Genomic DNA, 18,004 nt, shown 5'->3' with positions numbered 1-18,004 from the left:
GCGACATCCGCGGGACTGGCTTTGCCAGACCGCAGGATGTGCCCCCCCGGGGGGGAGCCGCGCAGCGGCACGGGGGGGGTCATTTCTCAGCGAAAGCGCGTTCGACGACGAAGTCGCCAGGGGTGCTCGTGTTGCCTTCCTTGAAGCCGCGCGCTTCGAGCATGTGCTTCAGGTCGACCAGCATGCCGGGGCTGCCGCACAGCATCACGCGGTCTTCGGCGGCGTTGATGGGCGGCAGGCCCAGGTCGTCGGTGAGCTTGTTGCTCTCCACCAGCTCGGTGATGCGGCCCCGGTTGCGGAACTCCTCGCGGGTGACCGTCGGGTAGTAGAGCAACTGCTTCTGGATCATCTCGCCCAGGAATTCATGTTCGGGCAAGAGGTCGGTCACCAGGTCGTGGTAGGCCAGTTCGTCGACCTGGCGCACGCCGTGCACCAGAATGACCTTCTCGAACTTCTCGTAGGTCTCCGGGTCGCGGATGATGCTCATGAACGGTGCGAGGCCGGTGCCCGTGCCGAACAGGTACAGGCGCTTGCCCGGCAGCGTGTAGTCGATCAGCAGCGTGCCGGTGGGCTTGCGACCCACGATGATGGTGTCGCCGACCTGGATGTGCTGCAGGCGCGAGGTCAACGGGCCGTCTTCCACCTTGATGCTGAGGAACTCGAGATGCTCCTCGTAGTTCGGGCTGACGATGCTGTAGGCGCGCAGCAGCGGCTTGCCGTTCACCTTGAGGCCGATCATGGTGAAGTGGCCGTTCGAGAAGCGCAGTGCCGGGTCGCGCGTGGTGGTGAAGGTGAACAGGCGGTCGGTCCAGTGGTGAACCGAGAGGACGCGTTCTTCGCTGAATGCACTCATGAAATGACTCGATGGAAAGTGGACGAAATGGCGGGCGACAAAAGCTTGAAAACGGGGGCTGGCGGCCTTAACAAGCAGACGCCGGCTGAGGCTGCCCAATTGTCGTTCACCGTATGCACCATGCCGGTGAGCCCTGGAAAACACTCATGCAAACATCGGGCCGGATCGGTAGATTCCGGCTCATTGATGTAGTGAACACCACATGAACGTGGAGTGGATGCTACACAAATGACAAATTACGCACAAGCGTGGAACCGGCATGTTTGTTGCACGTGTCGGCTGCACGCTTTCTGAGAGAACGCCACGATGACTGAACACACGAAGACCGATGGATTGCCGGGCATGGACCTGCCGGTGGTCCCCGAATCCGCCGGCCTCGGCAAGGCCCCGCTGCGCAACGACCGCATGAGCGCGGCCAAGGTCGAGTGCAATGCCTGCCCGGTGCTCTGCCAGATCTCCGACGGCCGCACCGGCGCCTGCGACCGCTACGCCAATCGCGACGGCGTGCTGGTGCGGGTCGACCCGGTGGTGCTGCTGCGCCGCGAACTCAAGAATCCATCGCCCGCGCTCGTCCCCTTTGCCCGCGACGGCGCCGAGCCGGCCGCCGAAGGTGCCCAGGCCGCTGAAACCGACTGGAACGGCGACCTGCTGCACGCCGACGAGGTCTTCGTCACCGGCGTCGGTTCCTCCACCACCTACCCCGACTACAAGCCCGCGCCCTTCATCGTCGCGTCGAAGGCGCAGGGCGTCGACATGGTCACCGTGGTCACCGAAGGCATCTTCAGCTACTGCAGCCTGAAGGTGAAGATCGACACCGACCGCTTCCTCGGCGCCGAACAGGCCAACGTCCGCTACAAGGGCGAGGTGGTCGGCCACGTCACCACGGCCGAGTACGGGTCGCAGATGCTGTCGCTCGGCGGCGTGCACCACCTGACCGGCGGCAGCAAGAAGGAGGGCCGCATGGCGCTGGAGCTGATGCAGAAGCTCGGCAATAAGCAGCCGGCCGAATGCACCATCGACGGCGGCGCCAGCCTGGTCATCCAGGCGGGCCGCGCGCCCATCGTCAACGGCGTGGAGGAGGCGCGCATGCGCGTGGGTTGCGGCTCGGCGGCGGTGGGCATCTTCGCGCGCCAGTTCGCCGGCGTGGCCGACGAGGTGGTGGTGGTCGACGACCACATCACCGGCGTGCTCACGCAGCACCAGGCGGGGCGCTGTCTCGACATGCCCGAATCGGGCATCAAGATGCTCGGTCGCAAGTCGACGCCAGGGCGCTACTTTCAGGTGGCCAACCCCGGCAACGGCTGGGGCGGCACCGACATCGCCGATCCGCTCTCGATCATCGAGGGCTGGGAAGAAGGCGTGGCCAAGCCGGGGCTCCGGCTGCTGATGACGTCCACCACCGGCGAGCATGCGCAGTGGTACGTGCTCGACGAGGCGCTGGTGCCGGTCGAGCAGCCGATGCCGCCGGAAGTGCGCCGCATCGTCGATCGCATCGGCGAGAACTGCGAACCGTCGCTGTGCACCGTGCTCTTCCTCGGCGGCGCCGGCGGCAGCCTGCGCGCGGGTGTCACCGAGAACCCGGTGCTGCTCACCCGTGCCATCAAGCGCGCGCTGGTCAACGTCACTTGCGGTGGTGCGCCGGCCTACGTGTGGCCGGGTGGCGGCATCACCGTGATGGTCGACGTCATGCGCATGCCCGACAACAGCTTCGGCACCGTGCCCACGCCGGCCATCGTGGCACCCATCGAATTCAGCATGCGGCTCGATGACTACGCCGCGCTCGGCGGCCACGTCGACCATGTGTTCCCGTTGCAGGAAGCGCTGGCGCGCGGTGCCTGGCAGGACGACGGCGCGCCCGTCACGCGCCAGTGGGTGCGCATCGACGACGCCAACCCCTGGCCGCTCGGCCAGCCGCCGATGCTGGGCTGACCCTTGCACGCCGAACGCCATCAGCTCGACGCCCAGCGTTGGCATCTGCACCACGGCCCGATCGATCTGGTGATCGAGGCCGAGGGCGATGCCGCGGCCGTGGCGTCGGCGCATGGGGCGGCGTGGGCGCGCTTCGAGCCGCTGCTCGCCGAGCTGGTGGGCGAGCTGCCGCTGCTGCGGCAGCCGGTGGGCGCGCACTGCGCGCTGCAAGGCCCGATCGCGCGCCGCATGTGGCACGCCTGCGCGCCGTTCCGCCCGGCCTTCATCACGCCGATGGCGGCGGTGGCCGGGTCGGTGGCCGACGAGATCATCGCCTGCTACCGCCGCCCCGGCATCGAGCGCGCCTGGGTCAACAACGGCGGCGACATCGCGCTGCACCTGGCGGCCGGGCGCTCGGCGCGTGTCGGCCTGTTCGCCGACATCGCGCAGTTCGACCTCGCCGATGCCGGCCCGCTCGCGATCGACGGCCAGTTCGTCGTCGATGCGGCCGAGCCGGTGCGCGGCGTCGCCACCAGCGGCTGGCGCGGCCGCAGCTTCTCGCTCGGCATCGCCGACAGCGTGACGGTGCTCGCCGCCACGGCCGCGCAGGCCGATGCGGCGGCCACCGTCATCGCCAACGCCGTCAATGTCGACGACCCGACGATCCGCCGGCTGCCGGCCAGCCAGTGCAAGGACGACAGCGACCTCGGCGACATCCCGGTGACGGTCGATGTGCCGCCGCTGGCGCCCGCGACGGTGCGCCGTGCACTCGATGCGGGCGCGGCCCGCGCGCGCAGCCTGCAGAACGGCGGAAACGCCTGGGCCGCGATGCTGGTTTGCCAGGGGCAGTGGCGTCTTGTCGAACCCTTATGCTCCATCACCGCGGCGACGCCGCGCGATGCAGTTGGTTCAGTATTTGCTTAACGAATGGCGAGCTTCATTCCATGATCGATATCCGCCGCGTCTTCACCCATGTCGAGCACATCCACCACGAGTTCGGCCCCCGCGCCGCAACGCCGTTGGTGCGTGGCGCCATCGGCGTGGTGATGACCAACCCTTTCGCGGGCCGCTACGAGCCCGACATCCTGCCCATGATGGCCTTGCTCGACCCGGTGGGCGTCGACATGGCGCACAAGCTGCACGCCGCCATGGATGTGCCGCTCGAGCAGATCGCCACCTACGGCAAGGGCGCCATCGTCGGTGCCGCCGGCGAGCTGGAGCACGGCGCGCTGTGGCATGTGCCCGGCGGCTATGCCATGCGCGAGCTGCTCGGCTGGAAGGGCGACCGTGCCGCCTACACCGCCGGCAAGGCCGAAGAGAAGACGGGCCAGCCGGCCAACGCGCTGTCCATCGTGCCCTCGACCAAGAAGGTCGGCCCGCCCGGCGTCACGCTCGACGTGCCGCTGACCAACATCAACGCCAGCTACGTGCGCGGCCAGTTCGACGCCATCGAAGTGCGCGTGCCCGGCGCGCCGGCGGCCGACGAGATCGTCTTCATCCTCGCGATGAGCACCGGCTACCGCATCCATGACCGCGTGGGCGGCCTGCGCGCAGAGAACATCAGCAAGTGGGACGGCCTGCGCTGAATCCCGAGACAAAGGAACACACCATGAGTGCCAACATCCGCAAGTTGATCGTGCAGGTCGACGAGACCCGCAAGGAAATGGGCCAGGACATCACGCCGCCCACGCGCCGTGCCGTGGCCATCGCCGTCATCGAGAACCCGTACGCCGGCCGCTACAGCGAATCGCTCGACGAACTCATCGCCATCGGCGAGGAGCTGGGCGCACTGCTGGGCCAGAAGGCCGTCGCGGCATTGGGCATCGCGCCGGGCGATGCGCAGAGCTACGGCAAGGCCGCCATCGTCGGCGAGGCCGGCGAGCTCGAGCACGCCGCCGCCATCCTGCATCCGAAGCTGGGTGCACCGTTGCGCGTGGCGGTCGAGAAGGGCGCCGCGCTGGTGCCCTCGGCCAAGAAGCGCGGCACGCTGGGCACCGCCATCGACGTGCCGCTGGGCCACAAGGACGCCGCCTTCGTGCGCAGCCATTTCGACGCCATCGAGGCCCGCGTGTCCGACGCGCCGCGCGCCAACGAGATCGTCGTGGCCGTCGCCGTGACCGACAGCGGCCGTCCGCTGCCGCGCATCGGCGGCCTCCAGCATTCCGAAATCAAAGGTGAAGACGGTCTGCGCTGACCACACCGTCACCGAGCCTGCCCCGTTGTGTTTTCTCTGTTCGACCTCTCCAGGAGTTTCCCCATGAACCCATTGCGTCATGTCTTCAGCGCGGCCGCCGTCGCCACGCTCGCCACCGCTCTCGTTCCCGCGCATGCGCAGGGCGTGATCAAGATCGGCGAGATCAACAGCTACAAGGCGCAGCCTGCCTTCCTCGAGCCCTACAAGAAGGGCATGGACCTGGCGGTCGAAGAGATCAACGCCGCGGGCGGCGTGAACGGCAAGAAGATCGAAGTCATCAGCCGCGACGACAACGCCAACCCCGGCGACGCCGTGCGGGTGGCCGAAGAGCTCGTCTCGCGCGAGAAGGTCGACATGCTGGCGGGCACCTTCCTGTCGAACACCGGCCTGGCCCTGACCGACTTCGCCAAGCAGAAGAAGTTCTTCTTCCTCGGCGGCGAACCGCTGACCGACAAGATGACCTGGCAGGGCGGCAACCAGTACACCTTCCGCCTGCGTCCCGGCACCTACATGCAGGCCGCGATGCTGGTGCCCGAAGCCGTGAAGCTGAAGAAGAAGCGCTGGGCCGTCGTGTACCCCAACTACGAATACGGCCAGTCGGCCGTCGCCGCGTTCAAGACGCTGCTCAAGGCCGCGCAGCCCGACGTCGAGTTCGTCGCCGAGCAGGCCACGCCGCTGGGCAAGGTCGACGCCGGCAGCGTGGCGCAGGCGCTGGCCGATGCCAAGCCCGACGCGATCTTCAACGTGCTCTTCGGCGCCGACCTCTCGAAGTTCGTGCGCGAAGGCAACACGCGCGGCCTGTTCAAGGGCCGTGAAGTGGTGAGCGTGCTGACCGGCGAACCCGAGTACCTGGACCCGCTGAAGGACGAGGCGCCCAACGGCTGGATCGTGACCGGCTACCCCTGGTACGGCATCAAGACGCCGGCGCACGAGGCCTTCAAGAAGGCGTATGAAGCGAAGTTCAACGACTACCCGCGCCTCGGCTCGATCGTCGGCTACAGCATGATCAAGTCGGCCGCCGCCGGCATCGCCAAGGCCAAGAGCACCGACACCGAGAAGCTGGTCGCCGCCTTCAAGGGCCTGCAGGTCGACACGCCGCTGGGCAAGATCACCTACCGGCCCGAAGACCACCAGTCGACCATGGGCGCCTTCGTGGGCCGCACCAAGAACGAGGGCGGCAAGGGCGTGATGGTCGACTACGTCTACCTGGACGGCGCCGACGCCAAGTACCAGCCGTCCGCCGCCGACGTGAAGAAGTCGCGTTCGGCAGACTGATCGAGCAAGGCAGAACGATCCATGAGCTTTTCAGGTTTCATCGTCCAGCTGCTCAACGGGCTGGCGAGCGCGTCGTCGCTGTTTCTGGTGGCGGCAGGTCTGTCGCTGATCTTCGGCGTGACCCGTATCGTGAACTTCGCGCATGGCTCGTTCTTCATGGTGGGCATCTACATCGCCTACACGCTGGTCGAGAAGCTGGGCGGCAGCCTGGGCTTCTGGCCGGCCCTGCTGCTCGCCGCCGTGGCGGTGGGCCTCCTCGGCGCGCTGATCGAAGTGGTGCTGCTGCGCCGCATCTACAAGGCGCCCGAACTCTTTCAACTGCTGGCCACCTTCGCGCTGGTGCTCGTCATCAAGGACGCGGTGCTGTGGCTCTGGGGGCCCGACGAGCTGCTGGGGCCGCGCGCGCCCGGCCTCAAGGGCTCGGTCGAGATCCTCGGCCGGCAGTTTCCGTCCTATGACCTGTTCCTGATCGTGGTCGGGCCGGTCGTGCTCGGCCTGGTGTGGCTGCTGCTCACCCGCACCCGCTTCGGCACGCTGGTGCGCGCCGCCACGCAGGACCGCGAGATGGTCAGCGCGCTGGGCGTGAACCAGGCCTGGCTCTTCACCGCCGTGTTCGCGCTGGGCGCGCTGCTGGCCGGCCTGGGCGGCGCGCTGCAGCTGCCGCGCGAACCCGCGACGCTCGAGATGGACCTCAACACCATCGGCGCCGCCTTCGTGGTGGTGGTGGTCGGCGGCATGGGCTCGCTGCCCGGCGCCTACGTGGCCGCGCTGCTCATCGCCGAGATCAAGGCGATCTGCATCTGGCTCGGCGTGGTCGACGTGTTCGGCATCCCGATCTCCTTTTCCAAACTCACGCTGGTGGTCGACTTCCTCGTGATGGCGGTCGTGCTGGTGTGGCGACCCTGGGGCTTGATGGGCCGCGCGCAGGCGCCGAGCCGCTATGTCGGCATGCAGGAAGAGCCGCTGCGCCTGCCGAGCCGCGCCTACGTCGTCGGCACCGCGGCCTTCGCGCTGGTGCTGGCCGCCATGCCCATCCTCACGGCCGATGCGCCGTACACCATCGTGCTGCTGATCGACCTGCTGATCGCGGCGCTGTTCGCCGCCAGCCTGCACTTCATCATGGGTCCGGCCGGCATGCATTCCTTCGGCCACGCGGCGTACTTCGGCCTGGGGGCCTACGGCGCTGCGCTGCTGGTGCGCGCCATGGGCCTGCCGATGGAGCTGGCGCTGATCGTCGCGCCGGTCGTCGCCGCCCTCGGCGCCTTCGTCTACGGCTGGTTCGCGGTGCGGCTGTCGGGTGTGTACCTGGCGATGCTCACGCTCGCCTTCGCGCAGATCACCTGGGCCGTCACCTACCAGTGGGACAGCTTCACCGGCGGCAGCAACGGGCTGACCGGCGTGTGGCCGTCCGAATGGCTGTCGGACAAGCGCGCCTATTACTGGGTCACGCTGTTGCTGGTCGGTCTGGGCGTGTGGTGGCTGCGCCGCGTGTTGTTCTCGCCCTTCGGTTATGCGCTGCGCGCGGGCCGCGACTCGGTGCTGCGCGCCGACGCCATCGGCATCGACGTCAAGCGCATGCAGTGGGCCGCCTTCGTGGTGGCCGGCACCATGGCGGGCCTCGCGGGCTCGCTCTTCGCGTTCTCGAAGGGCAGCATCTCGCCCGAGACGCTGGCGGTCGGCAAGTCGGTCGACGGCCTGGTGATGGTGCTGCTCGGCGGCATCCAGACGCTGGCCGGCCCGGTGGTCGGCGCGGTGACCTTCACCTGGCTGCACGACACCGTGGCGCGCAACACCGACTATTGGCGCGCGATGCTCGGCGCCATCATCCTGCTGCTGGTGCTGCTGTTCCCGCAGGGCATCGCGGGCTCGATCAAGCTGATGGTCGACCGCTGGCGCGGCAGCTCGAAAAAGAAGGATGCGACGGCGCTCGGGGAGGCGAAGGCATGAAGGCTAGGGGGCTTTTCTTCTGCTGCATCGCCGCGCCGGGTGCCGTTGCATATCCGTCTCGCGCCCACCGTTCCCCACGAGATTTCCGATGACCCTTCTGCAAGTCAACAACCTGGGCAAGTCCTTCGGCGGCGTGAAGGCCGTCGATGGCATCAGCTTCGACCTGGCGCCCGGTGAACTGCTGGCGCTGATCGGCCCCAACGGCGCCGGCAAGTCGACCACCTTCAACATGGTCAACGGCCAGCTCAAGGCCGATCAGGGTTCGATCACCCTCAATGGCGTCGAACTCGTCGGCCGCAAGCCGCGCGAGATCTGGCGCCTGGGCGTGGGCCGCACCTTCCAGATCGCCGAGACCTTCGCGTCGCTCACCGTGGTCGAGAACGTGCAGATGGCGCTGCTCTCGCACGACGGCAAGCTATTCTCGATGTGGCGCCGCGCGGCCGATCATCGGCGCGACGACGCGCTGGCCCTGCTCGACCAGGTCGGCATGAAGGTGCAGGCCGACCGCCCCTGCAGCGAGCTGGCCTACGGCGACGTGAAGCGCGTCGAACTCGCCATCGCGATGGCCAACGAGCCCAAGCTGCTGCTGATGGACGAGCCGACCGCCGGCATGGCGCCGAAGGAACGCAATTCGCTCATGGCCTTGACCAAGGACCTGGTGGTCCGGCGCGGCATGGCCGTGCTCTTCACCGAGCACAGCATGGACGTGGTCTTCGCCTATGCCGACCGCATGATCGTGCTGGCCCGCGGCCGGCTCATCGCGCAGGGCAAGCCGCTGGAGATCCGCGACCACCCGAAGGTGCAGGAGGTGTACTTCGGCAGCGGCAAGACCTTCGAGAAGATCGCCGAGAAGGCCGCGGAAGTGAACGCGGCGGTGGGAGCAGACGCATGAGCAGGCACCACGAGACATTGCTGACCGCCCAATCGCTGTGCGCCTGGTACGGCGCCGCACAGATCCTCTACGACGTCGACCTCGAGGTGCGCCGTGGCGAAGTCGTCGCGCTGATGGGCCGCAACGGCGCCGGCAAGTCGACCACGCTGAAGGCGCTGATCGGCATGCTGGCCAAGCGCAAGGGCGCGGTGAGCTTCCTCGGCCACGACATCTCCAAGAGCGAACCGCACCACGCGGCCAAGATGGGCCTGGGCTTCGTGCCCGAAGACCGCCGCGTGTTCACCGACCTCACGGTGATGGAGAACCTCGAGGTCGGCCGGCAGCCGCCGCGCCGCTGGGCCGACGGCAGCGAGGCGCCGCTGTGGACGCCCGAGCGCCTGTTCAAGCTCTTCCCCAACCTCGGCGAGATGCCGCAGCGCCCGGGCGGCCGCATGAGCGGCGGCGAGCAGCAGATGCTGACGGTCGCGCGCACGCTGATGGGCAACCCGTACCTCGTGCTGCTCGACGAGCCCTCCGAAGGCGTTGCTCCGGTGATCGTCGAGCAGATGGCGAACATGATCCTCGAGCTCAAGGCGCAGGGCGTGAGCATCCTGCTGTCGGAGCAGAACATGCACTTCGCCGAGCTGGTGTCCGACCGGGCCTATGTGCTCGAGAAAGGCCAGATCCGCTACCAGGCGACGATGGCCGAGCTGGCCGCGAACGACGATGTGCGCCGCGCCTACCTGAGCGTCTGATTTCAGCGTCCGATCACCATTCTTCCTCCACCTTTGCCAGGAGCCCCACCATGCAACGCAGAACCCTTCTTCACGCCGGTGCCGCCCTCGGGCTCGTGGCGCTGTCGCCGCAGCTCTTCGCCGCGGGCCAGCGCAAGCCGGCCGCCAATGCCGCGCTGATCGTGGTCGACGTGCAGAACTGCTTCATCGAGGGCGGCACGCTGCCGGTGAAGGGCGGGGCCGAGGTGGTGCCGGTGATCAACAAGCTGGCGGGTGCCTTCCAGAACGTGGTGGTCACGCAGGACTGGCACACGCCCGGCCATGCGTCCTTCGCCACGGCCTACCCGGGCAAGAAGCCCTTCGAGACGACCATGCTCAAGTACGGCAAGCAGGTGCTGTGGCCCGATCATTGCGTGCAGGGCACCGACGACGCGTCGCTGCACAAGGACCTGAAGCTGCCGACGGCGCAGCTCATCATCCGCAAGGGCTACAACCCCGGCGTCGACAGCTACTCGGCCTTCGAGGAAGCCGACCACAAGACCGTGACCGGCCTGGCCGGCTACCTGAAGGCGCGCGGCATCAAGACGGTGTACGTCACCGGCCTGGCCACCGATTTCTGCGTCGCCTGGACCGCCATGGATGCGCGCAAGGCCGGCTTCGAGGCCTATGTGATCGAGGACGCCACGCGCGGCATCGACCTCAACGGCTCGCTCGCCGCCGCCTGGAAGCAGATGGCCGCCAAGGGCGTGAAGCGCATCCAGTCGACGGACATCCTGAGCGCATGACGCTGCGCGGTGTCAGCGCGAGGTTCTGATCCCGAGATGCCTGGACTCTCGCTGACCGTCAACGCGCAGGCCGTCGTCGTCGATGCCACGCGCGAGGCGACGCTGCTCCATGTGCTGCGCAACGAACTCGGCCTGAACGGCCCGAAGTACGGCTGCGGGCTCGGCCAGTGCGGTGCTTGCACCGTGTGGGTCGATGGTGTCGCGGCGCGCAGCTGCGTGATTCCGGCGCACGGCGTGGCGGGGCGGGAGATCACCACACTCGAAGGGTTGGGCACGCGTGCAGCGTGGCATCCGGTGCAGGCCGCCTTCGAGGAAGCCCAGGCCGCGCAATGCGGCTACTGCCTCAACGGCATGGTGATGCAGGCCGCGGCCTTGCTCGCGCGCGAGCCGCATCCCAGCGAAGAGCGGATCCGTGCCGAGCTGTCCGCCAACCTGTGCCGCTGCGGGACGCATGTCGAGATCATCCGCGCCGTGCAGCTGGCGGCCTCCCGGCTGGCGGCAGACGCATGACGAATCCGCGCCGCGCCGACGCGCCGCGCACGCGCGCCGAGTTTCTCTCGGCCGAGGGCGTGCTGGTCGTGACGCGGCCGACACCGCCCGCCGCGCCGCCGACGCCGGGCCAGCCGATCGCGGTGTCGGGCAACCCGGCCGAGGGCGACGAGATCCTGCTCGCCGTGTGGGACGACGGCAGCGCCTCGGCCCTGCACGGCCACGTCGACCTGGGCACCGGCATCCAGACCGCGCTGATGCAGATCGTGGCCGAGGAGCTCGACCTCGGCATGCCCTGCATCCGCGTGATGCTGGGCGACACCGCGCGCGTGCCCAACCAGGGCGGCACCATCGCGAGTGCATCGATCCAGATCCACGCCCAGCCGCTGCGGCTGGCCGCGGCACAGGCGCGTGCCTGGCTGCTGGCGCGCGCGGCCGAGCGGCTCGGTGCACCGGCGGCATCGCTCGAGGTGCGCCACGGCATCGTGCGCGTGGCCGACGACGTGTCGCGCCAGGTGGCGTATGCGCAGCTGGTCGCAGGCCAGCGCACCGTGCTCACGCTCGCGCCCGACACGGCGCTGAAGAATCCGGCCGACTACCGCGTCGTCGGCACGCGCCAGCCGCGCGTCGACATTCCGGCCAAGCTGGCGGGCGAACTCGTCTTCGTGCACGACATGCGCGTGCCCGGCATGCTGCACGGCCGCGTGGTGCGGCCGCCGTACGCGGGCGCCGACCACGGCGACTACATCGGCAACACGCTGGAATCGGTGGACGAATCGTCCATCGCGCACATCCCCGGCGTGCGCGCCGTGGTGGTGCTGCGCGACTTCGTCGGCGTGGTGGCCGAACGCGAGGAACACGCCGAACAGGCGATGCGCGAGCTGCGCGTCGCCTGGAAGGCCTGGCCCGGCATGCCGGACCTGTCGAACGTGGCGCAGGCGCTGCGCGACAACCCGTCGACCCAGCGCCTGCTGGTCGACGACGGCGATGTCGACGGCGCCATCGCGCGCGCCGCGCAACCCATGCGTCGCACCTACGTGTGGCCCTACCAGATGCACGCATCGATCGGGCCGTCGTGCGCGCTGGCCGACTGGCAGGCCGACGCGGCAGACGGTTTCGCGCTTCGGGTATGGGCCGGTTCGCAGAGCCCGCACGTGCTGCGCGCGGACCTCGCCAAACTGATGGACCTGCAGGATGTGCAGGTCGACGTGGTCCGCATGGAAGCTGCCGGCTGCTATGGCCGCAACGGCGCCGACGACGTGGCCGCCGACGCCGCGCTGCTGGCGCGTGCGGTCGGCGCGCCGGTGCGCGTGCAGCTCACGCGCGAACAGGAGCATGCGTGGGAGCCCAAGGGCGCCGCGCAGTTGATGGATGTGAATGGCGGGCTCGACGCCGACGGCGGCATCGCGGCCTACGACTTCGAGACCTCGTACCCGTCGAACGGTGCACCCACGCTGGCGCTGCTGCTCACGCGCGCGGTCGAGCCGGTGGCGCAGGCCTACGAGATGGGCGACCGCACGGCGCGCCCGCCTTACACGGTCGAGAACCTGCGCGTGAAGGTCAACGACATGGCGCCGATCGTGCGCGCCTCGTGGCTGCGCGGCGTGTCGGCGCTGCCGAGCTCCTTCGCGCACGAGTCGTACATCGATGAACTGGCGACGGCCGCCGGTGTCGACCCGGTGCAGTTCCGGCTGCGCCATCTGCACGACCCGCGCGCTGCCGAACTGGTGCAGGCCACCGCGCAGAAGGCCGGCTGGCGCATGCGCACCGGGCCGCAGGAGAACGCCGATGGCGGATTGGGGGAGGGCGGCGACATCCTCTTCGGCCAGGGCTTCGCGTATGCGCGCTACGTGCACAGCAAGTGGCCCGGCTATGGCGCCGCCTGGGCCGCCTGGGTGGCCGATGTCGAGGTGAACCGCACCACCGGCGAGGTGCATGTGCGCCGCGTGGTGGTCGGCCACGACGCGGGGATGATGGTCAACCCCGCGGGCGTCGAGCATCAGATCCACGGCAACGTCATCCAGACCACCAGCCGCGCATTGATGGAAGAGGTGCGCTTCGCGCCGCAGCAAGCGGACGGTGCGCCGGCGGGTGAGGTGATGGCCGGTCGGCCGCCATCCGGCGTGGTGGCGAACCGCGAGTGGGGCGGCTACCCGATCATCAACTTCCGCCAGGTGCCGGTGATCGAGGTGATGCACATGCCGCGGCAGGGCGAGGCACCGCTGGGCGCGGGCGAGTCGTCGTCGGTGCCGGGCACGGCGGCGATCGCGAATGCGATCTTCGATGCGACGGGGGTGCGCTTTCGCGAACCGCCGTTTACGCCGGAGGTGGTGCGTGCGGCATTGAATCCGCTGTCGGCGCCGGCCGGTGGCGAGGCGAATGCCGACACGCCGCGCCTCGATGCCATGCCGATCGCGCCGCCCGCGCGCGTGCCGGCCGATGCGCCCTGGCCGAAGCGCAAGAGCGTGTGGGCCACGGCCAGCGCCTTGCTCATCGGCGGCCTCAGCGTCGTGGCGGGCGTGCTCGGCTGGCGTTCGGCCATCGCGCCGGTGTCACTCACCGCACCGGTCTACAGCGCGACGACCATCGAGCGCGGCCGCGTGCTCGCCGCGATGGGCGACTGCGCCGTCTGCCACACCACCGACGGCGGCACGCCCAACGCCGGCGGCCGTGCGATGGACACGCCCTTCGGCACGATCTACACCACCAACCTCACACCCGATCCCGAGACGGGCCTGGGCCGCTGGTCCTTCAGCGCCTTCCAGCGCGCGATGCGCGAAGGTGTCTCGCGCGATGGGCATCACCTGTACCCGGCCTTCCCGTACACCGCCTTCGCCAAGACCAGCGACGACGACCTGCAGGCGCTGTACGCGTACTTCATGGCGCTGCCGCCGGTGCGTGCCGAGACGCCGAAGTCCGACCTGAAGTTTCCCTTCAACGTGCGCCCGCTGATGGCCGGCTGGAACGCGCTGTTCCACGACCCCGCGCCCTACGCGCTGGTCGCGGCACAGAGCGCAGAGTGGAACCGCGGCGCCTACCTGATCAACGGTCTGGGCCACTGCGGTGCCTGCCATACGCCGCGCAACGCGCTCGGTGCAGAGCAGGGCGGCAGCGCCTTCCTGTCGGGCGCGATGGTCGACGGCTGGGAGGCGCCTGCGCTCACCGGCCTGTCGAAGGCCGCCGTGCCGTGGACGGCCGACGCGCTCTACGGCTATCTGCGCCACGGCCATGCCCCATCGAACGGCACCGCCGGCGGCCCGATGGCCGAGGTGGTGCGCGAACTGCAGCAGGTGCCCGACGACGACATCCGCGCGATGAGCACCTACCTCGCGTCCTTCAACCCCACGGTGCCCGATCCGCAGGCGCTGGCCGCGCAAGCCGTGCAGACCGCGGCCGCCAACAAGGGCCGCCTGCTCGGCGCGCCGCAGCGCCTGTTCGACAACGCCTGCGCCGCCTGCCACCACGACGGCGACGGGCCGACCCTGCTGGGCGTGAACACGCCGCTCGCGCTCAACACCAACCTCACGAGCGACCGGCCCGACAACCTGCTGCGCACCATCCTCGACGGTGTGCGCGAGCCGGCCACGAAGGACATCGGCTTCATGCCCGCCTTCGGCGGCGCCCTGGACGACGCGCAGATCGTCGAGCTCGCCGGCTACATGCGCGCGCGCTTCGCGCCGCAGGCCGCGCCCTGGCCGACGCTGGCGAAGGACGTGGCGCGGCTGCGCGCCGAAGCCACCGTCAAACGCTGATCAAGCCTTCGCGGCCACCGCGTCGGATGCGGCCCCGGTTGGCGCCAGCAGCCCTTCGATCTCCGCATCCTTGGCGGCCCAGATGGCGGCCAGCCAGCGGTGGAACTTGCCGCGGAACACCGAGTCGGCGACGTAGTCGCCCTGCGCGAATTCGGCCGGAATCGGCACTTCGCGCGCCCGCACGATCACGCGCGTCGTGCGGCCGCAGAGAAAGTCCCAGAAGCTCGGCACGCCGTCGGGGTAGACGATGGTCACGTCGATCAGCGACTGGAACTTGGCACCCATCGCTTCGAGCGCGAGCGCCAGCGCGCCGGCCTTGGGCTTGAGCAGGTGACGGTAGGGCGAGCCTTGCGCCTTGTGCTTGTCGGCGGTGAAGCGCGTGCCCTCGGCGAAGTTCATCACGCTGGTGGGCACCAGCGCGAACTTCTCGCAGGCGCGGCGCGTGGTCTCCCTGTCCTGGCCGCGCAGTGCGGGGTTCTTGCGCAGGTCGGCCTTCGAATGGCGCGCCATGAAGGGAAAGTCGAGCGCCCACCAGGCCAGGCCGATCACCGGCACATAGATGAGCTGCTGCTTGAGGAAGAACTTCAGCAGCGGAATGCGGCGGTTCATGGTGTGCTGCAGCACGAAGATGTCGACCCACGACTGGTGGTTGGCATTCACCAGGTACCAGCCGCGGTAGGCTAGGCCGTCGATGCCCTGCACGTCCCACCTCGTGCGCTGGGTCAGGCGCATCCAGCCGCTGTTGCAGGCGATCCACGCGGTGGCCACGCCGTTGAGCACCGGGTCGATGGCCTTGCGCACGGCGGCGAAGGGCAGCACCAGCTTCACCAGCGCGAGCAGGAAGACCAGGCTGCACCAGAACAAGGTGTTGATGACGAGCAGCAGAAAGGCGATGGCGCCGCGGACGACGGGGGGCAGGAAACCGAGCATGGACGGGCGGCGCCGCGAGGGCGCGAGTGAGCGCGAAGACTGCGATTGTGCGCACAAGACGGCCGGGGGCTTTCTGCGCCAGATCAGCCCGATGCGCAATCCCTGCGGCGCGCACGTGGCGGCCGGGCGCGTTATCGTTGCGGCGCACGGTCTTCGCGGCCGGCGAGCCCCTCAGAACTTCAGAGCCGAGACAACACCATGCCCCTCTCCCTCAGCGCCTCTTCCTCTCTTCCGCACGACGCGGCCCGGGCCACCCTGGTCGGCCGCCTCTGGCAGCCGGATGTCGGTCCGGTCCTGGTGGCGGTGCACGGCGACCAGCTGCACGACCTGTCGCGCGTCGCGCCCACCATGAGCCAGTTGCTCGAAGGCGACGCGCCCGCGACCGCCGTGCGCGCCGCGCTGCAGGACAGCATCGCGCATCGCATCGCCTCGCTCGACGCGGCCCTGGCCAACAGCGACGAGACGGTACGCGACACCACCCAGCCCTGGCTGCTCGCCCCCTGCGACCTGCAGGCGGTGAAGGCCAGCGGCGTGACCTTCGTCGCCAGCCTGCTGGAGCGCGTCATCGAGGAGCAGGCGCGCGGCGACGCGTCCCGCGCCGAGGCCACGCGTCAGGCCATCGGCGACGTGCTCGGCGACAACCTCGCGGACATCGTGCCGGGCTCGCCCGAGGCGGCGCGCGTCAAGGAAGTACTGATCGCGCAGGGCGCGTGGTCGCAGTACCTGGAGGTCGGCATCGGGCCCGATGCGGAGATCTTCACCAAGGCGCCGGTGCTGTCGGCCGTGGGCACGGGCGCCGACGTGGGCATCCATTCGGGCTCGGTGTGGAACAACCCCGAGCCGGAGGTGGTGCTGGCGGTGAACAGCCGCGGCCAGACGCTGGGCGCGGCGCTGGGCAACGACGTGAACCTGCGCGACTTCGAGGGCCGCAGCGCGCTGCTGCTGGGCAAGGCCAAGGACAACAACGCGTCCTGCGCCATCGGCCCCTTCATCCGCCTGTTCGACGGCGGCTTCGGCATCGACGACGTGCGGCGCATCACGGTCGGCCTGCAGGTCATGGGGCCGGAAGGCTTCACGCTCGAAGGCTCTAGCTCACTCGCGAAGATCAGCCGCGATCCGCTCGACCTGGTGGGCCAGGCCATCAACCAGCACCACGATTACCCCGACGGGCTGATGCTCTTCCTCGGCACCATGTTTGCGCCTACGCAAGACCGCCATGGCCCCGGCCAGGGCTTCACCCACGTCGTGGGCGACCAGGTGCGCATCTGGGCCCCGGAACTCGGCGCGCTGGTCAACCGCGTGGTGCACGCCGACCAGGCGCCGCGCTGGCGCTTCGGCATCACCGCGCTGATGCGCAACTTGGCGCACCGCGGGCTGCTCTGAGCCTTACCAGGGCAGCGGCTCGCCCAGGTGGAAGAAGCCGCCGCTGGGGCCGTCGGCCGGCAGCGTGGCGAGTTGCACGCTCGTCTTCGCACCGTCGGCCACGTTCATCGGCGCATTGCTGCCGCCCATGGCGGTCTGCACCCAGCCGGGGTGGGCCGAATTGACCTTGGTGCTGCTGCCCTTGAGTTCGTAGGCCAGGTGCACCGTGTAGGCATTCAGCGCCGTCTTCGAGGCGTCGTAGGCGGTCGCCTTGGCGTCGTAGATGGGCGACGTGGGGTCGCTGTGCAGCGTCAGCGAACCGAGGATGCTCGACAGGTTGACGATGCGGCCGGCCGGCGCCAGGCGCAGCAGCGGCAGCAGCGCCTGCGTGACCGCGATGGGCGCGAACAGGTTGGCGTCGAAGGTCGCGCGCAGCACCTTGTCGGGCACCGTCGAGGGCAGGTAGCGCTGTGCGCCGCCGGGCTCGCCTTCGAGGTACACGCCGGCGTTGTTGATCAGGATGTCGAGGCGGCCGGCCTTCTTCTGGAAGAAATCGAAGGCGCGGCGGTGGTCGGCATCGTCGGTCACGTCGAAGACGATCGATTCGGCCTCGATGCCTTCCTCGCGCAACTGGGCGACGGCGTCGCGGCCGGCCTCGGCGCTGCGGGCGCCGATCACCGGCAGGATGCCGAGGGCGCCGAGCTGGCGCGCGGTTTCGAAGCCGATGCCGCGGTTGCCGCCGGTGATGAAGGCGATCTTGCGGTCGAGGGGGGTGCTCATGGTTTTCTCCTGCAGAGGTGGTTGACCGCGCGGGGGTGCGCCGCCATGACGCGATGGTCGCGCAGCCGGTCGCGATGCGCTCGCCGGCTTTTCTAACGCAGTGTTCGCCGAAAAGCCAACAGTG

General features: G+C 69.1%; 15 protein-coding genes. 12 read left to right on the top strand and 3 right to left on the bottom strand.

Annotated elements, in window-relative coordinates; translation table 11 throughout:
- Positions 1–79: 79 nt before the first annotated feature.
- On the bottom strand, positions 80–853 hold the full coding sequence (locus N8A90_RS15715) for a ferredoxin--NADP reductase (protein ID WP_262075890.1): 774 nt from the start codon (positions 851–853) through the stop codon (positions 80–82).
- A gap of 306 nt (positions 854–1,159) precedes the next feature.
- Between N8A90_RS15715 and N8A90_RS15710 the strand changes: the two genes are divergently transcribed.
- The 11 genes from N8A90_RS15710 (at position 1,160) to N8A90_RS15660 (ending at position 14,808) form a co-directional block, all read left to right on the top strand.
- Positions 1,160–2,782, top strand: a complete 1,623-nt coding sequence (locus N8A90_RS15710) for a 6-hydroxynicotinate reductase (protein ID WP_262075889.1) — start codon at positions 1,160–1,162, stop codon at positions 2,780–2,782.
- Positions 2,783–2,785: 3 nt separating this feature from the next.
- Positions 2,786–3,685 carry a UPF0280 family protein gene (locus N8A90_RS15705; protein WP_262075888.1) on the top strand — a complete coding sequence of 300 codons (900 nt, stop codon included), beginning with the start codon at positions 2,786–2,788 and terminating at the stop codon, positions 3,683–3,685.
- A 20-nt stretch (positions 3,686–3,705) separates the two neighbouring features.
- Complete coding sequence (locus tag N8A90_RS15700; RefSeq protein WP_262075887.1) at positions 3,706–4,347, top strand: amino acid synthesis family protein; 642 nt, start codon at positions 3,706–3,708, stop codon at positions 4,345–4,347.
- 23 nt (positions 4,348–4,370) lie between these two features.
- Positions 4,371–4,955, top strand: a complete 585-nt coding sequence (locus N8A90_RS15695; protein WP_262075886.1) for an amino acid synthesis family protein — start codon at positions 4,371–4,373, stop codon at positions 4,953–4,955.
- A 63-nt stretch (positions 4,956–5,018) separates the two neighbouring features.
- Positions 5,019–6,230: an ABC transporter substrate-binding protein gene (locus tag N8A90_RS15690; protein ID WP_262075885.1), complete on the top strand. Its 1,212-nt coding sequence runs from the start codon at positions 5,019–5,021 to the stop codon at positions 6,228–6,230.
- 21 nt (positions 6,231–6,251) lie between these two features.
- Positions 6,252–8,177 carry an ABC transporter permease gene (locus tag N8A90_RS15685; RefSeq protein WP_262075883.1) on the top strand — a complete coding sequence of 642 codons (1,926 nt, stop codon included), beginning with the start codon at positions 6,252–6,254 and terminating at the stop codon, positions 8,175–8,177.
- A gap of 88 nt (positions 8,178–8,265) precedes the next feature.
- Positions 8,266–9,069: an ABC transporter ATP-binding protein gene (locus N8A90_RS15680; RefSeq protein WP_262075881.1), complete on the top strand. Its 804-nt coding sequence runs from the start codon at positions 8,266–8,268 to the stop codon at positions 9,067–9,069.
- On the top strand, positions 9,066–9,803 hold the full coding sequence (locus N8A90_RS15675) for an ABC transporter ATP-binding protein (RefSeq protein WP_262075880.1): 738 nt from the start codon (positions 9,066–9,068) through the stop codon (positions 9,801–9,803). Before N8A90_RS15680 ends, N8A90_RS15675 begins: the two co-directional genes overlap by 4 nt.
- Positions 9,804–9,853: 50 nt before the next feature.
- Complete coding sequence (gene pncA / locus N8A90_RS15670; protein ID WP_262075878.1) at positions 9,854–10,567, top strand: bifunctional nicotinamidase/pyrazinamidase; 714 nt, start codon at positions 9,854–9,856, stop codon at positions 10,565–10,567.
- A gap of 36 nt (positions 10,568–10,603) precedes the next feature.
- The gene (locus N8A90_RS15665) at positions 10,604–11,077 is read left to right on the top strand and encodes a (2Fe-2S)-binding protein (protein WP_262075876.1); all 474 of its coding nucleotides are present in this window, start codon (positions 10,604–10,606) and stop codon (positions 11,075–11,077) included.
- Positions 11,074–14,808 (top strand): molybdopterin-dependent oxidoreductase, encoded by a 3,735-nt coding sequence (locus N8A90_RS15660; protein WP_262075875.1) that lies wholly within the window; start codon positions 11,074–11,076, stop codon positions 14,806–14,808. Before N8A90_RS15665 ends, N8A90_RS15660 begins: the two co-directional genes overlap by 4 nt.
- Here the strand turns inward: N8A90_RS15660 and N8A90_RS15655 are convergent, their stop codons facing one another.
- Complete coding sequence (locus tag N8A90_RS15655) at positions 14,809–15,738, bottom strand: acyltransferase (protein WP_262075872.1); 930 nt, start codon at positions 15,736–15,738, stop codon at positions 14,809–14,811.
- 198 nt (positions 15,739–15,936) lie between these two features.
- Between N8A90_RS15655 and N8A90_RS15650 the strand changes: the two genes are divergently transcribed.
- Entirely contained in the window at positions 15,937–17,121 is a 1,185-nt protein-coding gene (locus N8A90_RS15650; protein WP_262075870.1) for a fumarylacetoacetate hydrolase family protein, read from the top strand.
- Between the two features lie 3 nt (positions 17,122–17,124).
- On the opposite strand, the gene N8A90_RS15645 is transcribed toward N8A90_RS15650, so the two are convergent.
- Positions 17,125–17,880, bottom strand: a complete 756-nt coding sequence (locus tag N8A90_RS15645) for an SDR family oxidoreductase (RefSeq protein WP_262075867.1) — start codon at positions 17,878–17,880, stop codon at positions 17,125–17,127.
- Positions 17,881–18,004: the final 124 nt, after the last annotated feature.

The organism is Variovorax sp. N23, assembly GCF_025486315.1.
GTDB lineage: Bacteria > Pseudomonadota > Gammaproteobacteria > Burkholderiales > Burkholderiaceae_C > Variovorax.
The sequence above is the reverse complement of the archived record's forward strand: the minus strand, read 5'-3'. Positions and strand labels throughout refer to the sequence as shown.